The 17,830-nt window shown below is 64.8% G+C and carries 15 protein-coding genes, 1 tRNA gene and 1 pseudogene; 10 read left to right on the forward strand and 7 right to left on the reverse strand.

Annotated features, from left to right (window positions below):
- The first annotated feature begins 85 nt into the window (after positions 1-85).
- The 3 genes and pseudogenes from RFM41_RS14145 (at position 86) to RFM41_RS14155 (ending at position 2,480) form a co-directional block, all read left to right on the forward strand.
- A pseudogene (locus RFM41_RS14145) lies at positions 86-1,064 on the forward strand (quinoprotein relay system zinc metallohydrolase 2).
- An 18-nt stretch (positions 1,065-1,082) separates the two neighbouring features.
- Positions 1,083-1,895: a quinoprotein dehydrogenase-associated SoxYZ-like carrier gene (locus RFM41_RS14150; RefSeq protein WP_320248820.1), complete on the forward strand. Its 813-nt coding sequence runs from the start codon at positions 1,083-1,085 to the stop codon at positions 1,893-1,895.
- Between the two features lie 12 nt (positions 1,896-1,907).
- Complete coding sequence (locus RFM41_RS14155; protein WP_320248818.1) at positions 1,908-2,480, forward strand: rhodanese-like domain-containing protein; 573 nt, start codon at positions 1,908-1,910, stop codon at positions 2,478-2,480.
- A gap of 24 nt (positions 2,481-2,504) precedes the next feature.
- Here RFM41_RS14155 and RFM41_RS14160 read toward each other — a convergent pair.
- Positions 2,505-2,578 (reverse strand) — tRNA-Gly (locus tag RFM41_RS14160).
- A 136-nt stretch (positions 2,579-2,714) separates the two neighbouring features.
- Between RFM41_RS14160 and RFM41_RS14165 the strand changes: the two genes are divergently transcribed.
- Positions 2,715-2,984: a DUF6460 domain-containing protein gene (locus tag RFM41_RS14165; RefSeq protein WP_320248816.1), complete on the forward strand. Its 270-nt coding sequence runs from the start codon at positions 2,715-2,717 to the stop codon at positions 2,982-2,984.
- Positions 2,985-3,120: 136 nt separating this feature from the next.
- Here RFM41_RS14165 and RFM41_RS14170 read toward each other — a convergent pair whose 3' ends face one another.
- Positions 3,121-4,023 carry a histone deacetylase family protein gene (locus RFM41_RS14170; RefSeq protein ID WP_320248814.1) on the reverse strand — a complete coding sequence of 301 codons (903 nt, stop codon included), beginning with the start codon at positions 4,021-4,023 and terminating at the stop codon, positions 3,121-3,123.
- Between the two features lie 122 nt (positions 4,024-4,145).
- Between RFM41_RS14170 and RFM41_RS14175 the strand changes: the two genes are divergently transcribed.
- Positions 4,146-5,477, forward strand: coding sequence for an MATE family efflux transporter (locus RFM41_RS14175; protein ID WP_320248812.1), 1,332 nt, complete (start codon positions 4,146-4,148; stop codon positions 5,475-5,477).
- Positions 5,478-5,607: 130 nt separating this feature from the next.
- Here RFM41_RS14175 and RFM41_RS14180 read toward each other — a convergent pair whose 3' ends face one another.
- Genes RFM41_RS14180 through RFM41_RS14190 form a run of 3 tightly spaced genes read right to left on the reverse strand, consistent with a single transcriptional unit; the run spans position 5,608 to position 8,018 of the window.
- Positions 5,608-6,570 (reverse strand): PLP-dependent cysteine synthase family protein, encoded by a 963-nt coding sequence (locus RFM41_RS14180; protein WP_320248810.1) that lies wholly within the window; start codon positions 6,568-6,570, stop codon positions 5,608-5,610.
- A 30-nt stretch (positions 6,571-6,600) separates the two neighbouring features.
- Positions 6,601-7,674 carry a quinone-dependent dihydroorotate dehydrogenase gene (locus RFM41_RS14185; protein ID WP_320248808.1) on the reverse strand — a complete coding sequence of 358 codons (1,074 nt, stop codon included), beginning with the start codon at positions 7,672-7,674 and terminating at the stop codon, positions 6,601-6,603.
- Positions 7,671-8,018 carry a DUF952 domain-containing protein gene (locus RFM41_RS14190; RefSeq protein WP_320248807.1) on the reverse strand — a complete coding sequence of 116 codons (348 nt, stop codon included), beginning with the start codon at positions 8,016-8,018 and terminating at the stop codon, positions 7,671-7,673. Before RFM41_RS14190 ends, RFM41_RS14185 begins: the two co-directional genes overlap by 4 nt.
- Before the next feature lie 110 nt (positions 8,019-8,128).
- Here RFM41_RS14190 and RFM41_RS14195 point away from each other — a divergent pair, with 110 nt between their 5' ends.
- Complete coding sequence (locus RFM41_RS14195; RefSeq protein WP_320248806.1) at positions 8,129-8,560, forward strand: hypothetical protein; 432 nt, start codon at positions 8,129-8,131, stop codon at positions 8,558-8,560.
- 188 nt (positions 8,561-8,748) lie between these two features.
- The gene (locus RFM41_RS14200) at positions 8,749-9,408 is read left to right on the forward strand and encodes a response regulator transcription factor (protein WP_320249476.1); all 660 of its coding nucleotides are present in this window, start codon (positions 8,749-8,751) and stop codon (positions 9,406-9,408) included.
- A gap of 9 nt (positions 9,409-9,417) precedes the next feature.
- Here RFM41_RS14200 and RFM41_RS14205 read toward each other — a convergent pair whose 3' ends face one another.
- A complete protein-coding gene (locus RFM41_RS14205; protein WP_320248805.1) occupies positions 9,418-10,929 on the reverse strand; it encodes an MFS transporter in 1,512 nt (503 codons plus the stop codon).
- 142 nt (positions 10,930-11,071) lie between these two features.
- Between RFM41_RS14205 and RFM41_RS14210 the strand changes: the two genes are divergently transcribed.
- A complete protein-coding gene (locus tag RFM41_RS14210) occupies positions 11,072-11,974 on the forward strand; it encodes a LysR family transcriptional regulator (RefSeq protein ID WP_320248803.1) in 903 nt (300 codons plus the stop codon).
- A gap of 90 nt (positions 11,975-12,064) precedes the next feature.
- Here the strand turns inward: RFM41_RS14210 and RFM41_RS14215 are convergent, their stop codons facing one another.
- Positions 12,065-15,550, reverse strand: a complete 3,486-nt coding sequence (locus RFM41_RS14215; protein ID WP_320248802.1) for a PAS domain-containing hybrid sensor histidine kinase/response regulator — start codon at positions 15,548-15,550, stop codon at positions 12,065-12,067.
- 302 nt (positions 15,551-15,852) lie between these two features.
- Here RFM41_RS14215 and mscL point away from each other — a divergent pair, with 302 nt between their 5' ends.
- Complete coding sequence (gene mscL / locus RFM41_RS14220) at positions 15,853-16,275, forward strand: large conductance mechanosensitive channel protein MscL (protein WP_320248801.1); 423 nt, start codon at positions 15,853-15,855, stop codon at positions 16,273-16,275.
- Between the two features lie 103 nt (positions 16,276-16,378).
- Complete coding sequence (locus RFM41_RS14225; RefSeq protein WP_320248800.1) at positions 16,379-17,545, forward strand: pyridoxal phosphate-dependent aminotransferase; 1,167 nt, start codon at positions 16,379-16,381, stop codon at positions 17,543-17,545.
- Positions 17,546-17,830: the final 285 nt, after the last annotated feature.

Here is a 17,830-nt window from a genome sequence, read left to right on the forward strand (position 1 = left end):
TCGGCCATCCCGTCGCCGGCGCCTGTTTCGTCAGTTGATATTTTGGCCAATATGCCGGCTGCGCGCCGGCATGCTATACGCCCATATGCATATTTCGTCCTTGTTGAAGGATGTGCCGGGCCGGCCTGGCGTCGGGGCTGTGGCGGCTCTTCCGATCTCACGGCGCGCGGCGTTGATCGGCGGACTCTGCCTGTGCTGCCTGCCGAGCAGCTTGGCTGCTGCGACCATCACGGAGGTGGGGCCAGGCATTTTCGTTCGCGCAGCTCTGCACGAGGAAGCTGCGGCCGCCAACCACGGAGGCATCGCCAATATCGGCTTCATCGTCGGGCGCGATAGCGTGCTGGTCACGGATTCTGGCGGCAGCCTCACGGATGGCGAGTGGCTGAGGGCCGAGATCAGGAAGCGGACGGACAAGCCCATCCGCCATGTGCTGATCACCCATGTTCACCCCGATCATTCTTTCGGCGCGGCGGCCTTCGTCGAGGACCGCCCTGCCTTTGTCGGACATCACGCGCTGCGGTCGGCGTTGGAGGCGCGCGGCGAGTTCTACCGGAAGCGGCTTTCGGAGATCCTCGGCGCCGGGAGCGCCGGCAGTATCGTCTATCCCACCCAGGAGGTGAAGGACGGCGCGGAAATCGACTTGGGAGGCCGCATTGTCCGGCTGAGCGCGCATGCGACGGCATACAGATTGCGATCTGTCGATGCTGGATGTCGAGACCGGGCTGCTCTTTCCGGCCGACCTGCTTTTCGTGAACCGGGTTCCTTCGCTCGACGGCAGCTTGCCGGGCTGGCTCGCCGAGCTCGACAAGCTCAAGGCGCTCGGCGCCTCTCGCGCTGTGCCTGGCCATGGCCCGCCGATCGTGGATGTGACTCCCGCCATGGCTGACTTGACGCGTTACTTGTCCACCTTGAGCGACGGCACGCGCAAGGCGATAGCCTCGGGCGTTTCGATCGAGGATGCCGCTCGCTCCGTCGCTCAATCGGAGCGGAACCGCTGGGTGCTCTTCGACGACTACAATGAGCGCAATGTCATCCAGGCTTACAAGGAGCTTGAGTGGGAGTAGGCCGACAAGGAGGAGACCATGAAGATTCTGCCGCTTGCCATATGCCTCGCCATCCTTGCCGGGGTGCCGCTCACAGGAGCATCGGCCTCGGAGCCGGCCAGCATGGAGCCTGAGCGGCAGGAACGCTGGAACCAGATCGCACAGTATCTGTTCGGCGACCACAAGGTCGAGCCCACCGAAACACTGATCAAGCTCGACGCGCCCAAGCGGGCGCAGGATGCCGCGCTCGTCCCGATCACGCTGACGATGCCCGACAAGAACGAGATCAAGTCGGTCTATCTGGTCATCGACGACAATCCGGCGCCTTTCGCGGCCAAATTCACGTTTGGGCCTGCGGCGGATGCCGGATCGGTGCAGTTGCGCGTGAGGGTCGATACCTACACGAATGTTCACGCTGTGGCGGAGACCAAGGATGGCAAGCTCTTCGAGACCGCCGCCTTCGTGAAGGCTTCCGGTGGCTGCTCGGCGCCGGTTGCGGCCAGCGACGAGAAGGCCATGGCGGGCATGGGCGAGATGCGGATGAAATTCGCTGAGGGGGCGGCAGGCAAGCCGGTAGAGGCGACGCTGATGATCCGTCATCCCAATTTCAACGGAATGCAGAAGAACCCGATAACGCAATACTTCACGCCGCCGCGCTACATCAACAAGATGTCCGTGTCCTCCGGCAATGCCAAGGTGTTCGACCTCGAAGCCGATATCTCGCTCTCCACCAATCCGGTCATCACTTTCTCCTTCGTCCCGAACGGCAGAGAGCCGCTGAAGGTCGTTGCTTCCGATACCAAGGATGGACATTGGGAGCAGGGCTTCGACATTCCGGCTGCGATGAACTGATCGGGTCCGGAGATGCGTTCCGTGGTTCAAATTGCCAGGATGGCGGCCGTCGTTGCTGGGGTCGCGCTCTTCTCGAGCATCGCTGTTGCCGACCCTGTGCCCGAGCCCAGCGGCCTGTGGACCGGGCCGATGCACGGCGAGACGCCGGCGACGCTCTCAGGCGCAAGGGTGCTCGACCTCACCGCCCTCGAGGTGCTGATGGCCAAGAAGCCGCTCCTGCTCGACGTCGGACCGGCCGACAGGAAGCCGGACGATTTTCCCAAGGACGGGCTCTGGCTTCCTACCCATCGTTCAATGCCCGGGGCGGTGTGGATGCCGGGCGCCGGAGCGGCCTCTCTGGAGGATGCGCAAGAGAAGATGTTCTATCGCCGCATCGAGGCTCTGACGGAGAAGGACAAGGGCAGGCCGATCGTGACCTTCTGCCGCCCGCAATGCTGGGGCAGCTGGAACGCCGGCAAGCGGCTCGTGATGAAGGGCTATACCAATGTCGGCTGGTTCCCCGCCGGCATAGACGGCTGGCAGGACAAGCACGAAACCGCTGTGGTCAAGCCGGAGGCAGGCTGGAGCGCAACCGCGCCTAAATAGAGGCGCAAATCTTGTCTGGCAAAATGGAGCGGGTAGCGGGAATCGAACCCGCGCGTTCAGCTTGGGAAGCTGACAGGCTACCATTACATCATACCCGCGCGAGCCCTCGTTACCATGATGGTGGGGCTTCAAGCAATCGGCAAAGCAGAGCCAGCGCCTCCATCGCTTGATGCCTTTCCGCGGAATGCGTATCTCTGATATCGCGCCGCCGAATCGGGTGGTTCGAACCGGAGAATGGCCTTGTCCGCACTGACGCGCTTTCTTGGCGACACGCCGCTCAGGGTGCTCCTGAAGCTGCTCGTGGTCTCCTTCCTCGTCGGCCTCGTCATGCATGCTTTCGGCTGGTCGCCGATGGATGTCTTCTATGGCATCCGCCAGTTCTTCATCGATTTGTGGAATCTCGGCTTCCACGCCATAGACCGCTTCCTGGGCTTTATCCTGCTCGGCGCCGCGATCGTCGTGCCGGCATTCATCCTGCTCAGGATCGCCAGCTACAGGAAATAGCGAGACCAAAGCAATTCCAGGAAAAGTGTAAGCGGTTAGGCTCGGCGACTTCGCCGTAGCCTTCCGTCCGGAATTGCGTAAAAACAAAGAGATAGGGCGTTTCGCCGTTTCCGTGAAACGGCGAAACGCCCTAGAATCACTCATATCGCGACGCCACCTCGAACAATATGGCGTGGCGCGCGGCCAGCGCCGGCACGTCGGCCGAATAGCCGCCGCCGATGACGCCGCACAGCGGCACGCCGCGCTTGCGGAAATGGCCGATGACCATGTCTTCGCGGGCGCTGAGGCCATTGTCGGTTAGCGCCAGCCGCCCCAGCCTGTCCTCGGCGTGGACATCCACGCCGGCGTTGTAGAAGACGATGTCCCAGCGCCTTTGCCAGGATAGTTGCGGCAGGATGGTGGCAAGCCGGTCGAGATAGGCGTCGTCGCCGGTGCCGTCCGGCAGTGCGGCGTCGAGGTCGGAGGCGATCTTGCGCACCGGGTAGTTGCGTTCGCCATGCATGGAGAAGGTGAAGACGCGAGGCTCGTCCTTCAAGATGTCGGCCGTGCCGTCGCCCTGATGCACGTCGAGGTCGACGACCAGCACGTTTTCGACGGCGCCTTCCGCCAGCAGCGCCAGCGAGGCGACGGCGACGTCGTTGAAGGTGCAGAAGCCGGCGCCTTGCGCGCGCCTGGCATGATGGCTGCCGCCGGCAGCGTTGCAGGCAATGCCGTGCTCAAGTGCCAGCCTGGCGGCCAGCAGCGTGCCTGCCGTAGCGAGCTGTGCCCTGAGCGACACCCGCGGACCGACCGAAAAGCCGATCTCCCGCTCTATTTTCTCCGGCACCCGGCAGGCGATCACCTGGTCGACATAGTCGGCCGCATGCGCAAGCTTCAGCCGTGCAGCCGATGCCGGCTCCGGCATCGAAAGCGCGCCGGGTATCGCCAGCCCTCGTATCCGCAAGGCCTCCATCAACAGCGGATATTTGCTCATCGGAAAGCGGTGGTTGACGGCGAAGCCGGCGTCATAGCCGGGATGATGGACAATCTGCAGCGGCATGGATCGGGAGGCGCAAGCTCTGAAATTCGGTTGGCAGTTCGGCGGATGGTGGTTGCGCGAGGCCGGCAAACTGAGGCACATCGGGTCCTCGATCAAGCCGCAATCAGCCAGGCAGCAATCCCTTGGATGCGATTCAAGCCAACGCCAGGTCTTTCGTCGTCACCAACCGTTCGGTTCTGGCGATCGCCGTGCCGATGACGCTTGCCTACCTGACGACGCCGTTGCTCGGCATCGTCGACACGGCGGTGGTCGGCCAGTTCGGCGACGCCGCACTGCTCGGCGGCCTGGCGGCGGGGTCGCTGGTCTTCGACGTCGTCTTCACCACCTTCAACTTCCTGCGTTCGGGCACCACCGGCCTCGTCGCTCAGGCCTTCGGGCGCGGCGATGCGCTGGAGGAGCAGGCGGTGCTGTGGCGCGCCGTGCTGATCGCGGTCGTCGCGGGCGTCATACTCGCAGCCCTTTCGCCGCTCTTTGCCGTCGCCGGCCAATGGTTCATGGGCGCCGAGCCGCGCGTCAGCGCGGCGATGTCGGTCTATATCCGCATCAGGCTGCTCGCCGCGCCCTTCTCGCTTATCAACTACGCCATACTGGGCTATGTGCTGGGACGCGGCGAAGGCGGTCTCGGCCTGATGCTGCAGGCGGTGCTCAACGGCATCAACATCGCGCTCTGCTTCCTGCTCGGCCTCGAGCTCGGCTGGGGCGTTGCCGGCGTCGCCTGGGCGACGGTCACCGGCGAGTTCCTGGCCATGCTGCTTGGCCTTGCCATCGTGCTCGCCCGTTTCCGCCAGCTGGAGCGGCCGTCGCGCCGGCGCATCCTCGATTTGCCGGCCTACCGGCGCATGCTGTCGCTCAACCGCGACATCATGATCCGCTCCTTCTCGCTGCTTGCCGCCTTCGCGCTGTTCACTAGGCAGGGCGCGCAGTTCGGCACGGTGACGCTTGCCGCCAACGCGGTGCTGATGAATTTCTTCCTGATCGCCGGCTATTTCCTCGACGGCTTCGCCACCGCCGCCGAGCAACTTGCCGGCCGCGCCATCGGCGCGCATGCGCCGGCCCCATTCCGGCAGGCCGTCCGCTTGACGCTGATCTGGGGTTTTGGTCTTGCCGGTATCGCCACGCTTATCTTGCTGACCGCCGGCGCCAGTCTGGTGGCGCTGGTGACGACATCGCCGGAGGTCCGCGCGGTCGCCGACACCTACCTTCCCTGGGCCGCCTTCACGGCGCTGAGCGGCGTGCTCGCCTTCCAGATGGATGGCGTCTTCATCGGCGCCACCTGGTCGCGCGACATGCGCAACATGATGCTTTTGTCGTTCCTCGCCTTCAGCGTTGCGCTGATCACGCTTGCGCCGGCCTTCGGCAACAATGGGCTCTGGGCATCGCTGCACGTCTTCCTGCTGGTGCGGGGAGTGAGTTTGCTAGGGGTGCTAAGGCTCAGGGTACGCACGGCATTTTAGAGCAATTCCAGGAAAAGTGCGCAGCAGTTTTCCGTCCGGAATTGCGTAAAAACAAAGAGATAGGGCATTTCGCCGTTTCCATGAAGCGGTGAAATGCACTAGCGCTGGACGCGTGCGTCTGAGGCGTTTCTCAGCTCCAGAGATCGGTCGAGAGATACTTCAGCCCGGAGTCGCAAATCACGACAGCGATCGTTTTGCCTGATTGATCGCCCTTTAGGAGCCGCAGCGCGGCGGCCACATTCGCTCCGGAGGAGAAGCCGCCGAAGATGCCTTCGCTGCGCGCGAGCAAGCGGGTAGCCTCGCGTGCTTCATCACCGGAAACCTGAAGATAGCCATCGACGGGCGCGTTGTTCAGGAACGCCAGGTCCGGCATGGCGTAGCCGCCGCCTTGAATGGGGTGTTCGGGTTGGGTGACCGTCTCGCCCGCCGCCGCGGCGGCGCCCTTTGGCTCGACGATGAAGCATTGGATCAGAGGATTGCGTTCCTTGAGCGCCCTCGCCACCCCGGCATAGGTGCCGCCCGAGCCGATGAAGTCGACGAATGCATCGACGGCGCCGTGGCTGGCGTCCCAGATTTCCGGCCCGGTCCCGTGATAATGCGCAAGCCAGTTCCCGTCGCGATGGAACTGGTCGGCGCGGTACGCGCCTCGCTCCGCCGTCACCGCTTTGGCGGCCTGCTCGACGAGCGCCAGATCGCCACCCGAGACCTGCCCCGGCACCGATCCGGGCAACTGATCCACGAGGATCACTTCCGCGCCGAGCGCAGTCATCATGCGGGCGCGCTCTTCGGAGTTGCCCTTCGACATCACCGCGACGAAGGGGTAGCCCCGCACCGCACAGATGATCGCGAGCCCCGTGCCCATATTTCCCGAGGTAAGCTCGACCACCGTTTGTCCCGGCTTGATGGCGCCGGATCTTTCGGCTTCCTCGATTATTCCGAGCGCCGCACGGTCCTTCTTGGAAAAGCCGGGATTGAGATATTCCAGCTTGGCGAGGATTGCGCCGTCGACGCCCGCCTGCGCCGTCAGCCTGTCGAGCCGGACCAATGGCGTTCCACCGATCGAGTCCACGACGGAGTTCAAAACCTCGGCCATCGTCTGTCCTCCTGGTGCGGTGGGAACTTGTCAGAGTCGTCCGGACCAGCGCTCGCAGCCGCTGTCGCGCAGCTCCGCGATGGATTTGAGGCGCTCCCTCTCCACAAAGCGCGCCATGCCGGCAACGATGCGCCCGGGCAGTGCCGGCCCGGCATAGATCATGCCGGTGTAGAACTGGACGAGGTCGGCCCCGGCACGGATTTTCTCCAGCGCCGTCTCGGTGGAGTCGACGCCCCCGACGCCGACGATGGCCATGTTCGGTCCAAGCAACTTGCGCATGCGAGCCAGAACCGCGGTCGAACGCTCGAACAATGGTTTTCCCGAGAGACCGCCGGTTTCGTTCGCCACGCCACCGCTCCGCAATCCGGTCCGCGCCAGCGTCGTGTTGGAGACGATGACGCCGTCGATCTTCTTCTCGGCGACCTCGGCGGCGATGTCTTCCAGCTCCGCCTCGACGAGATCCGGCGCGATCTTGAGGAAGACAGGCGGCTGCGCTGAAGCGGCCGCACGCGCGGCCATCACCCGCGACAGCAATTCGCCGAGCTGCTCGCGCGCCTGCATGTTGCGCAGGCCCGGCGTGTTGGGCGAGGAGATGTTGACGGTCAGATAGGAAGCATGTTGCGCGAAGCGGGCGACGCCGCGCTCATAGTCCCCGATGCGGTCGGCGCTGTCCTTGTTGGCGCCGATGTTGACGCCGACGATGCCCGGCCGCCCCTTGCGCGCGGCAAGCCGCTTTTCCGCGGCCGCATGGCCTTCATTGTTGAAGCCCAGCCGGTTGATCACAGCCTCGTCCGCCGTCAGCCGGAAGATGCGCGGCTTCGGATTGCCGGGTTGCGGCAGCGGCGTGATGGTGCCGACCTCGGCAAAACCGAAGCCAAGCCCAAGCAGCGCGTCCGGCACCTCGGCGTTCTTGTCGTAGCCGGCGGCCATGCCGAGCGGGTTCGGGAATTCGAGGCCGCAGAGGCTGATCTTGAGCCGAGCGTCGCGCGGCGTGGCCCCGCCGACCGGAAGCCCGCAGCGCAGCGCCGCGATCGACATGCCATGCGCGGTTTCCGGATCGAAGGAGAAGAGCAGCTTTTGGCCGATCCGGTTGAGCACGCTCATTCGCCCTCCAGCGTTGGGAATTCGTGGCCGCCGGCACCGAGCGGCAGCGGCTTTGCCCAGAGGACGGAATCGAGGGGCAGCGGAGCATAGAGATGCGGGAAAAGGGCTCCGCCGCGCGAGACCTCGTATTTCAGCGCTTCGCCCAGCTTTGCGGCGTCGATAGCGATCAGCAGCAGGTCCGTCTGACCGGCGAAATGCTTGGCCGCCGTGTCGCGAACCTGGCTGGCGGTCGAGAAATGGATGAAGCCGTCGGCGATATCGATCGGCGCGCCGGTGAAGCGCCCGTTCCTCTCGGCTTCGCGCCAAAGCGCCTCGGGCGCGATCTTGTAGATAATCTGAGACATTCTCGCGCTATAATCCGAACCGAAGGTGCGGGGAAGGCTCCAGCTCGACTCTTCCCCATTTCCGGCGCAAACCTGTGATAGCCGGCCTTCACTGGCTCATGGAGGACAATATGCGTCCGCAGCACATCCTGATCCCCGCGGCGCTTTGCTCGCTGGTTGCCGCTTCCGCCTATTCCGAGGAGACCGACCACTACCGTCTGGAGAAGTCGGCCAACGGCTATGTCCGCATGGACACCCGAACCGGCGCCATGTCGATCTGCGAGGAGCGCACCGGCCAGCTCGTCTGCAAGATGGCGGCCGATGAGCGCGCCGCCTACCAGGACGAGATCGACCGGCTGGACAATTCGGTCAAGGCGCTCGACGCGCGCGTCGCCAAGCTCGAGAATTCACTCTCCGCCCGGCTGGAGTCGCAACTGCCGAGCCAGGAGGACTTCAACAAGACGATGGGCTACATGCAGCAGTTCTTCCGCACCTTCAAGGACATCGTCAAGGACATGGACAAGGAAGACGGCGACGGCGGCAAGCTGAACCAGAAAACCTGAACCGAGGGCGCAATTCCGGGAGAAGCGCACAGCGGTTTTTCGTCCGGAATTGCGCAAACAACAGTCGAGGAGCCTTGGGGAAAACCCCGCAGGCCGCCTTTGCCGCTTGAAAACGCGCCGCGCCGCCGCATAATCATTCTGGTCCCCGCAAGAAGCACACAATGATGATGGGATCGGGGGAGGAATATTTGCCGTCGGGCCACACCTTCGTCATTGCCGACGACCATCCGCTTTTTCGCGGCGCCTTGAAGGAGGCGCTTGCCGGCATTGGCGACGTTGCCGCCATCCACGAGGCCGGCGATTTCGAAAGCGCCAAGGCGCTGGTGCTGGCCAACGAGGATGTCGACATGGTGCTGCTCGACCTGTCGATGCCGGGCGCCAGCGGCCTCTCCGGCCTGATCTCGCTGCGCGGCCTGCATCCGGCGGTGCCGCTGGTGGTGGTCTCGGCGCATGACGATCCCGTCACCATCCGCCGCGCGCTCGACCTCGGCGCCTCCGGCTTCATCTCCAAATCGGCAAGCATGGAGGAGATCCGCGCCGCCGTGCAGGCGGTGCTTGCCGGCGATATCGCGGCGCCCGCCGGCATCGAGCTCGGCGTCGAGCGCGACCCGGAAATCTCCGACCTGATCAAGCGCCTGCAGGCGTTGACGCCGCAGCAGACGCGCGTGCTCGGCATGCTGGCTGAAGGCTTGCTCAACAAGCAGATCGCCTATGAGCTCGGCGTCTCCGAAGCCACCATCAAGGCGCATGTCTCGGCCATCCTGCAGAAGCTTGGCGTCGACAGCCGCACCCAGGCCGTCATCCAGCTGTCGAAGATCGGCGGCGACCCGCTACAGCCGGTCGGCTGACCATCCGGCTCAGTCCAGGCGCTGAACCGCCTCCTGCCGCACCGGCCGCGCCTTGAAGATGGCAAAACCGATCGCCGCCATGATCCAGACGCCGATGCCGCCATAGAGCATCACCCAGCCAAAGCCGTTTGCCAGCGCGTCATGCGCTACTTTGTCCGGCAGCTCCGGTACCGGATTGCCGGCGGCGATCGCCTCGGCGAATTGATAAAGCCTTGCGCTGTCGAGATCGGGCAGCGTGGTCACGAGATGCGCGAGCACGCCGCTCGCCAGGATGAGGCCCATCACCGCGATGTTCACCGCAAGCGAGATCATGCGCGCGCTCATGTCGATGCCGGATGCCATCCCGGCGCGATTGCGTGAAACCGAGCCTGTGGTCGTGTTGGTCACCGGCGTGTTGGTGATGCCGAGGCCGGCGCCAGCGATCAGACAGCCCGGCAGCATGGTCAGCCAGCTGGCATGGGCAGCGGCGCTTCCCCATTTCATCAGGAAGAAGCCGATGCCGATGATGGCGAGCCCCGCCGGGATGATGACGCCGGGCTGGTAGCGCAGCGAAAGCCGCTCGGCCAAAGGCGGCATGATCAGAGTCGGCAGCGTGTAGGCGAGCAAGGCAAGGCCGGTGGCGAAGCTGTCGAGGCCGAGGCCTGCATGAAACCAGATCGGCAGATAGATCATGAACGGCCAGTAGCTGAGGTTCATCGCCGCCGAGCCGACGATCGCGCCGGAAAACGGACGGATGCGGAACACCGAAAAGTCGAACATCGGCCGCTTGCTGACCCTTTCGGCGACGAGGAACGCAACGAAGCTTGCGATCGACAGGCCAAGGATCGCCAGGGCCGCCGGGCCGGCGAAGCCAAGCTCCGGTCCCTGCGTGATGTAGAAGACGAGGCAGAAGACGGCAGGCGACAAGGTCAGGATGCCGGCGAGATCCAGCCTGCCCGCTTGCGGATCCTTCGATTCATGAACGCCGCCCAAGGCAAGCACGAAGGCGACGATCGCAACCGCCACATGGATGAGGAACACCCACTGCCAGCTCGACACGGCAACGATGCCGCCGCCGACGATCGGGCCGAAGCCGAGGCCGATGCCGAAGATGACGCCCCACCAGCCCCATGCCACGGCGCGCTCGCGTCCGTCCTGGAATTCATGCGACAGCACGGCGAGCTGGCAGATCAGCATCGCGCCGCCGCTCAGTCCCTGCAGGAAGCGCGCCACGATCAATGTCGAGACGCTGCCCGCCAGGCCGCAGATCAGCGAGGTAAGGCCGAAGGCGGCGATCGAGACCAGGAAGACGCGCTTGCGACCATAGCGATCGGCAATGGTACCGACCGCCATCAGCACGGTCGTGACGGCGATCGTATAGGCGTTCATCACCCATTGCAGTTGCCTGAAGTCCGCCTCGAGCACCTGTTCCAGCGTCGGCAGGACGGTTGGAACGCTCGATATCTCCAGCCCGAACATCAGGCAGGCAAGACACGCGGCGAACAGAACGACGATGCCTCGGTGGGTGAGGACAGGTGTCATGGTCAAACCTCTCGAATTTCTTGGGACAAGGCGAAACGGATCGCTGTTCGCCGCTGCCGCGCCGATTCAAGTTAGGGCAGGCTTGATCATTTTAGAATTGCATGGTTGGCTATTTCAGTGACAACAAAATGAGATAGCTGACATGACGCTGGACGTAGATGCGGTCAAAGCCTTCGTCACCGTCGCTGACCTGCGCAGCTTCACCCGCGCCGCCGAGGCCCTCGGCAGCACCCAGGGCGCGATCAGCGTCAAGCTGAAGCGGCTGGAGGAGAGGATCGGCGAAAGGCTGATCGAGCGCACGCCGCGGCTGGTGCGCCTTTCGGCGCGCGGCGCGGTGTTCCTGGAACCGGCGCGCGAGCTGCTTGCCGCGCATGACCGCGCGGTCGCCAGTCTCACCGCCGTCCGCCGCCACTTCCGGCTCGGCATCGCCACTCATGTCGGTGGCGCCGAGGTGCCGACCTTGCTGGCACGGCTCAGTGCGCATGATCCGGCTTTGACCATCGAGGTGCGGCTCGACGATTCGCGCGACCTGCTCGCCGCCTTCGATCGCGGCGAGCTCGATGCCGCGATCGTGCGGCGCGAGGACGACCGCCGCGACGGCGAGGTGTTGGCGCCCGAGCATTTCGGCTGGTACGCCACGCCGGATTTCGTCTATCGCGCCGGCGAGCCGCTGCGGCTGGCGGCCTCCGCGCCGTCCTGCAGCATCCGCGACATCGTCACCGGCGCGCTCGACGCGGTCGGCATACCGTGGACGCAGGTCTTCCTGGGCTGCGGCTCCTTTGCGGTGGCCGAAGCGGTTTCGGCCGGCCTTGCCACGGCGGTCTTCTCCTGTCGGCTCGCCCCGCCAGGCACCATCGAGGTCAGCCGCAAATTCGGCCTGCCGCAGCTGCCGGCGTCGGAAATCCTTCTGCTTTCGACGCTGTCCGATGCCCAATCGCGCGAGGCCTTGCGCACCCTTGCCATGGCGTTTCGCGAGCATAGCCCGACCGCCAATGGCGCGAGGCCTCGCTTCCGCAATTCGCAAATGGCCGACAGCGCGATCTGAAGTTGCCGGCTGCCCCGAGAAGCGCTCGCCAACATGGTCTGCGCCTATCCGGGAAGCCCCGGACATAGAGGCTGAAGCATCGGCCAGCGGTCACTCCGCCGCTGGCGCCAGCGGCCTGACGCGGGCCATCATCGAGCGCAGCACGGCCGGCTTCAGCGGTTTGTTGATCACCGGAATGTCGAGCCGGGCGGCGGCCGCGCGCACCTCGCTGGAGCGGTCGGCGGTGACAAGCACGCAAGGCAGGTCCTGCCCATAGGCGGCGCGCAGCGTGGCGATCGCGTCAAGGCCGGTGCCGCCGTCGAGATGATAGTCCGCCAGCACGAGGTCCGGCTTCGGCGCGCCGGATTTCAAGAGATCGCCTGATCCCGAAGCCGTCTGGACATGGCAGCCCCAGCCTTCGAGCAGCAGCCGCATGCCGTCGAGGATGCGCGCATCATTGTCGATGCAGAGCACATTGAGCCCGGCAAGCGTAGAGGCGGAGCGAGCAGGTGCCTTGCTGGCCTCGCGCGGCGGCGCAGCGACCGCCGCCACCGGCAGGATGACGGAAAAACGCGTGCCCTTGCCGGGGTTGGAGTAGATGCGGATTTCGAGCCTCAGCACCCTGGCGATGCGGTCGACGATCGAAAGGCCAAGGCCGAGCCCCTCCGCCTCGCGCACACCCTCGTCGAGGCGCGTGAACTCGTGGAAGACGGTGTTGAGCTTGTCGCCGGCAATGCCGATGCCGGTGTCGATCACCTGGATCTCCGCCAGCTCGCCGCGCCGCCGCACGCCGACCAGGATGCGGCCCTCGCGCGTGTATTTGATGGCGTTCGATACCAGGTTCTGGATCAGCCGGCGCAAAAGGTTCCGGTCGGTCATGACGCCGAGCGACGACGGCACGATCATCAGATCAAGCTTCTTCTCGGCGGCTAAAGGGCGGAAATCGTTGCCGATCTGGCCAAGCAGCCCGCCCAGGTTGAAAGCGGTGTTTTCGGGCTTCATGGCGCCGGCATCGAGCCTCGAGATGTCGAGCACCGCGCCGAGGATGGTCTCGACCGATTCCAGCGAGGATTCGATGTTGATCGCCGCCTTGCCGGCCGGTCCCTTGCCCGTCTTCTCGATCAGCGACGAGCAATAGAGCCGGGCCGCGTTCAGCGGCTGCAGGATGTCGTGGCCGGCGGCGGCGAGGAAGCGCGTCTTGCCGAGATTGGCTTCCTCGGCCAGCATCTGCGCCTGCGCCAATTCCTCGTTGACGCGGGTGAGCTCGATGGTGCGGGTTTTGACCCGCTGCTCCAGCGATTCATTGGCCCGCTTCAGCGCCAGGTCCTGCTCGACGCGGCCGGAGATGTCGGCATAGGTGGCGACGATGCCGCCGTCGGGCATCGGGTTGGAGCGCAGCTCCAGGATGCGGCCGCTGGTCTTCAGCTCCATCTGCCACGGGCCGGTGAAGCTGGTCAGCCGGTTGAGCATCGTCACGCGCTGGTCGGCGGGGATATCGCCGCGCTCGGCGAGGTGGTGAAGGATCCTGTCGAGCGAGACGCCGACCTGGCCCATCTCGTCCGGCAGGTCGAACAGCAGCCGGTATTGCCGGTTCCAGCAGATCAGCCGGAAATCGCGATCGAAGACGGTGATGCCTTGCTCCATCTGGTCGAGCGCGATCTGTAAGAGGTCGCGATTGTGCTGCAGCGCCTCGGTGGCGTCGTCGAGCAGCTTGAAGGCATCCTTGGAGTCGCGGTCATTGCGGCGGAAGAGCAGCGACAGGATCAGCCGCGCCGAGGACGAGCCGACGGCGCTCGCCAGCAGCTGCTCGGAGAAACGGATGACATCCATGCTGGCCGGTTCGGTGCCGAGCAGGGAGACTTTCGCGTCCCTCTCGAAGGATTGGAACGAACGCTCCGTGCGCTCGACGCCGAGATAGCGCGAAATCGTATCCTTCAGGTCGTTGACGGTGACGGCAGTGCGGAAGCGCCTGAGGCTGGGCATCGGGCCAGCCTCGCGCGGCACGAAGATCGCCGCCTGGATGCGCTCCAGCGGCACGGACGCGCGGGACAGCGACCCAAGGACAAAAAACAGCGCGTTGACGGAGAGGCTCCACAGCACGCCATGGTTCAGCGGCTCGCCGACAGTGCCGAACAGCGCCTGCGGCCTCAGCGCCTCGAAGCCGAGCAGGCCATGGACGACGATGTCGGTAGAGGGGCCGACCAGTGAGGGGAGGAGTAGCGTGTAACCCCAGACGGCGATGCCGGCGACCATGCCGAGCGCCGCGCCCCGGCCGTTGGCGCGGCGCCAGATCAGCCCGCCGATCAGCGCCGGCGCGAATTGCGCGATCGCCGCGAACGACATCAGGCCGATCGAGGACAGCCGCGCGCTGTCGGTGCTCTGGCGATAGTAAAGGAAGGCGATGAACAGCATGATGAAGATCGAGGCGCGGCGCACATTGAGGATCAGCGTCGACCAGTCCTCGTTCTCCGAAGCGCTGGTCTTGAGCACGCGGCGCACGAACAGCGGGATGACGAGATCGTTGGAGATCATGATCGACAGCGCGACGCTCTCGACGATCACCATCGCGGTCGCCGCCGACAGGCCGCCGACGAAGGCGGCCATCGCCAGCAGGTCATGCCCGCTGAGCAGCGGCAGCGACAAAACATAAAGGTCGCTGCTGGTCTTGGCGCCGACCAGCGACAGGCCGGCAAAGGCGATCGGCAGCACGAAGAGGTTGATCGCCACGAGGTAGAGCGGGAACACCCAGGTCGCCGTGCGCAGCTCCGCCTCGCTGCGGTTCTCGACGATGGTGACGTAGAACTGCCGCGGCAGCATCAGCACGGCAAAGCCGCTCAAGCCGGTCAGCACCAGCCAGGTGGCCAAGGACGTGCTGTAGCTCATCGCCTGGCGCACCTGGCCGTTTCCGGCAAGCCTGGCGAACATGTCGCCGGGCCCGCCGAAGATCAGGAACGTCACCATCAGGCCGATGGCTATGAATGCGGCGAGCTTGACCACGGTCTCGACCGCCACCGCCAGAACCAGCCCGTCCTGGTGCTCGGTAGCATCGGCGTGCCGGGTGCCGAACAACACCGCGAAAAGCGCCAAAAGCATCGCCACCACCAGCGAGATGTCGCTGACGAACGGATCGAAGGAAGGCGGCGAGCCGGTATAGTGCTCGACCATCAGGCTGACGGAGCCGGAGATCGCCTTGAGCTGCAGCGCGATATAGGGCACGGCGCCGATGGTGGCGATCAGCGTCGCGATCGCCGCGACGGTGAAGCTCTTGCCGTAGCGGGCGCCGAGGAAGTCGGCGATCGAGGTGATCTTCTCGCTCTTTGCCAGCCGGATCATGCGGTTGAGCAGCGGGAAGCCGAACACGAAGACCAGCACCGGGCCGGTATAGATGCCGAGGAATTCGAGGCCGCGCTCGGAGGACAGGCCGACCGAGCCGAAGAAGGTCCAGGAGGTGCAGTAGATGGCGAGGCTGAGCGCATAGATGAAGGGCCGTGCCCGGCCGAGCCCGGCCGCCACCGAACGCCGGTCGCCGACGCTGGCGATGGCGAAAAGCAGCGTCACATAGGCGATCGCAATGATGACGACGAACCAGCCTTGCATGGTCCGCACTTCCTCCCTGGAGCATGATGCCGAAAAGTGGGAAGCGGTTTTCGGGCGACATCATGCTCTATTCTTAATTCAAAGTCGGTCTCCACCCTGGCCTGAGCTAGACGCAATCACAGCTTGGAGCCTGAGTCCATCGCGGCTTTCGGCGCATATCCCCTTGATGGCGCTGCGGAAACACAAACCGGTGCTTTCGCCTTTTTTCCGGTTTTGCAACGGGGGGTTTTTGTTATGGTGGGTCAGGGCCGGCGCCGAAGGATATTGGTGAGGCGGCAGCGCGGCCCGTCACGGAGGGTCGAATGCTGAAAGAATTCCAGGAATTCATCTCCAAGGGAAATGTGATGGACTTGGCCGTCGGCGTCATCATCGGCGCCGCCTTCTCCAAGATCGTCGATTCCTTGGTCAACGACATCATCATGCCGATCGTCGGCGCGATCTTCGGCGGGCTGGATTTCAACAATTACTTCTTCGGGCTGTCTTCGAAAGTCCACTCGCCCGCGCTGGTCGATGCGAAGAAAGAGGGCGCCGTCTTCGCCTACGGCTCATTCATCACTGTCGTGCTGAATTTCCTGATCCTTGCCTTCATCATCTTCCTGATGGTCAAGGCGGTGAACAATATGCGCAAGCGGCTGGAACGCGAGAAGCCCGCTCCTGCCGCCGCCCCACCGCCGGCCGACGTGCAGCTCCTGACCGAAATCCGCGACCTGCTCGCCAAGAAGTAACGCAGAGCGGGCGCTCTGGACCAAAACCCCGGCCGCCTGCGGCCGGGGTTTTCCGTTTGGCGATCTGGTAAGAGCGCTGACCAGACGAATCCGGATTTTGCCAATGACCCTTATCGAGACCTTGCGCGCGGAAGCCCGCGCCGCGCCGGAAAGCGGCATCGTCGCCGTCATCAATCATGGCCGCCTGCGCGAAGGCCTGATCCCGCTCTGGGCCGGTGAGGGCGACCTGCCGACGCCTTCCTTCATCAGCGATGCCGCCGCCAAGGGGCTGGCCGACGGCGAGACTTTCTACACCTGGCAGAAGGGCATTCCAGCGCTCAGGCAGGCGCTCGCCCGCTACTATGCCAGGCATTTCGGCAAGACCTTCGCCGAGGAGGAGTTCATCGTCGCCGGGTCCGGCATGCATGCCATCCAGCTGGCCATCGACGCGATCGCCGGCAGCGGCGACGAGGTGATCTACCTCTCGCCCGCCTGGCCGAACTTCGCCGCGGCCGCCGGCGTGGCGGGCGCCGTGCCCGTGCCGGTCACTCTCGACCAGTCCGGCAATGGCTGGTCCTGCGACGTCGAAAAGATCGCTTCAGCGATCACGCCGCGCACGAAGCTGTTGTTCATCAACACGCCGTCCAACCCGACCGGCTGGACGGCCGACAGGGAGACGCTCCAGGCGATCCTCGATCTCGCCAGCCAAAAGGGCCTGTGGATCATCGCCGACGAGATCTATTCGCTGTTCCACTACGGCCATGGCCGCGCGCCGTCCTTCCTCGACGTCGCCACGCCCGAGGACCGCATCCTGTTCGTCAACAGCTTCTCCAAGAACTGGGCGATGACCGGCTGGCGCGTCGGCTGGATCAAGACCCATCCCGCCTTGCAGCAGGTGTTCGAGAACCTGATCCAGTACTCGACCTCGGGCGTCGCGCAGTTCATGCAGCGCGGCGCGGTCGCCGCCCTCGACGAGGGCGACGGCTTCATCGCCGAACAGGTGGAGCGCGCACGGGCCGCCCGCGACCTCGTCTGCGGCATCCTCAGCGAAACCGGCAAGGCGCGTTTCACCGTGCCGCAGGGCGCCTTCTACCTGTTCTTCAAGGTCGACGGCCTCACCGATGCTCGAAAAGCCGCCTTCGACATCGTCGACAACGCCAATGTCGGCCTGGCGCCCGGCACCGCCTTCGGTCCCGGCGGCGAAGCCTTCCTCAGGCTATGCTTCCACCGCCGCCTCGATCAGCTCGAGGAAGCGGCGCATCGCCTGGCGAAATGGATGAAGACGGTGTGAGCCGAGCCGTCGACGAAGCCCGAATTGAAACTCGCTCCGGTGCGTCAGCCGGTGTGACTTTCGAGAACCGGAGCGCAGCGGACATTCAGGTCCGTGAGCACCGGAAGCGCAGAAAGTTGCAGCGGATGGCCGCCGGAGTAGAGTTTAAAACGGGCTTCACCCGCCTGACTTCGGCACCAGCAGCGGAACGATCCGATCGGTCTCGGCGACGGCGGGACGGCCGGAGTTGGCATAGGGAATGCCCAGCGCATCCCAGGTCTCGACCAGCGCGTCCTGCAACTCGGC

The sequence above is a fragment of the Mesorhizobium vachelliae genome, assembly GCF_033977325.1.
GTDB lineage: Bacteria > Pseudomonadota > Alphaproteobacteria > Rhizobiales > Rhizobiaceae > Mesorhizobium > Mesorhizobium vachelliae.

Excerpts from the sequence above, each read along its gene's own strand:
- RFM41_RS14150 (WP_320248820.1), top strand. The coding sequence starts at position 1,083 with ATGAAGATTCTGCCGCTTGCCATATGCCTCGCCATCCTTGCCGGGGTG.
- RFM41_RS14155 (WP_320248818.1), top strand. The coding sequence starts at position 1,908 with ATGCGTTCCGTGGTTCAAATTGCCAGGATGGCGGCCGTCGTTGCTGGG.
- RFM41_RS14165 (WP_320248816.1), top strand. The coding sequence starts at position 2,715 with ATGGCCTTGTCCGCACTGACGCGCTTTCTTGGCGACACGCCGCTCAGG.
- RFM41_RS14170 (WP_320248814.1), bottom strand. The coding sequence starts at position 4,023 with ATGCCGCTGCAGATTGTCCATCATCCCGGCTATGACGCCGGCTTCGCC.
- RFM41_RS14180 (WP_320248810.1), bottom strand. The coding sequence starts at position 6,570 with ATGGCCGAGGTTTTGAACTCCGTCGTGGACTCGATCGGTGGAACGCCA.
- RFM41_RS14185 (WP_320248808.1), bottom strand. The coding sequence starts at position 7,674 with ATGAGCGTGCTCAACCGGATCGGCCAAAAGCTGCTCTTCTCCTTCGAT.
- RFM41_RS14190 (WP_320248807.1), bottom strand. The coding sequence starts at position 8,018 with ATGTCTCAGATTATCTACAAGATCGCGCCCGAGGCGCTTTGGCGCGAA.
- RFM41_RS14195 (WP_320248806.1), top strand. The coding sequence starts at position 8,129 with ATGCGTCCGCAGCACATCCTGATCCCCGCGGCGCTTTGCTCGCTGGTT.
- RFM41_RS14205 (WP_320248805.1), bottom strand. The coding sequence starts at position 10,929 with ATGACACCTGTCCTCACCCACCGAGGCATCGTCGTTCTGTTCGCCGCG.
- RFM41_RS14210 (WP_320248803.1), top strand. The coding sequence starts at position 11,072 with ATGACGCTGGACGTAGATGCGGTCAAAGCCTTCGTCACCGTCGCTGAC.
- RFM41_RS14215 (WP_320248802.1), bottom strand. The coding sequence starts at position 15,550 with ATGCAAGGCTGGTTCGTCGTCATCATTGCGATCGCCTATGTGACGCTG.
- mscL (WP_320248801.1), top strand. The coding sequence starts at position 15,853 with ATGCTGAAAGAATTCCAGGAATTCATCTCCAAGGGAAATGTGATGGAC.
- RFM41_RS14225 (WP_320248800.1), top strand. The coding sequence starts at position 16,379 with ATGACCCTTATCGAGACCTTGCGCGCGGAAGCCCGCGCCGCGCCGGAA.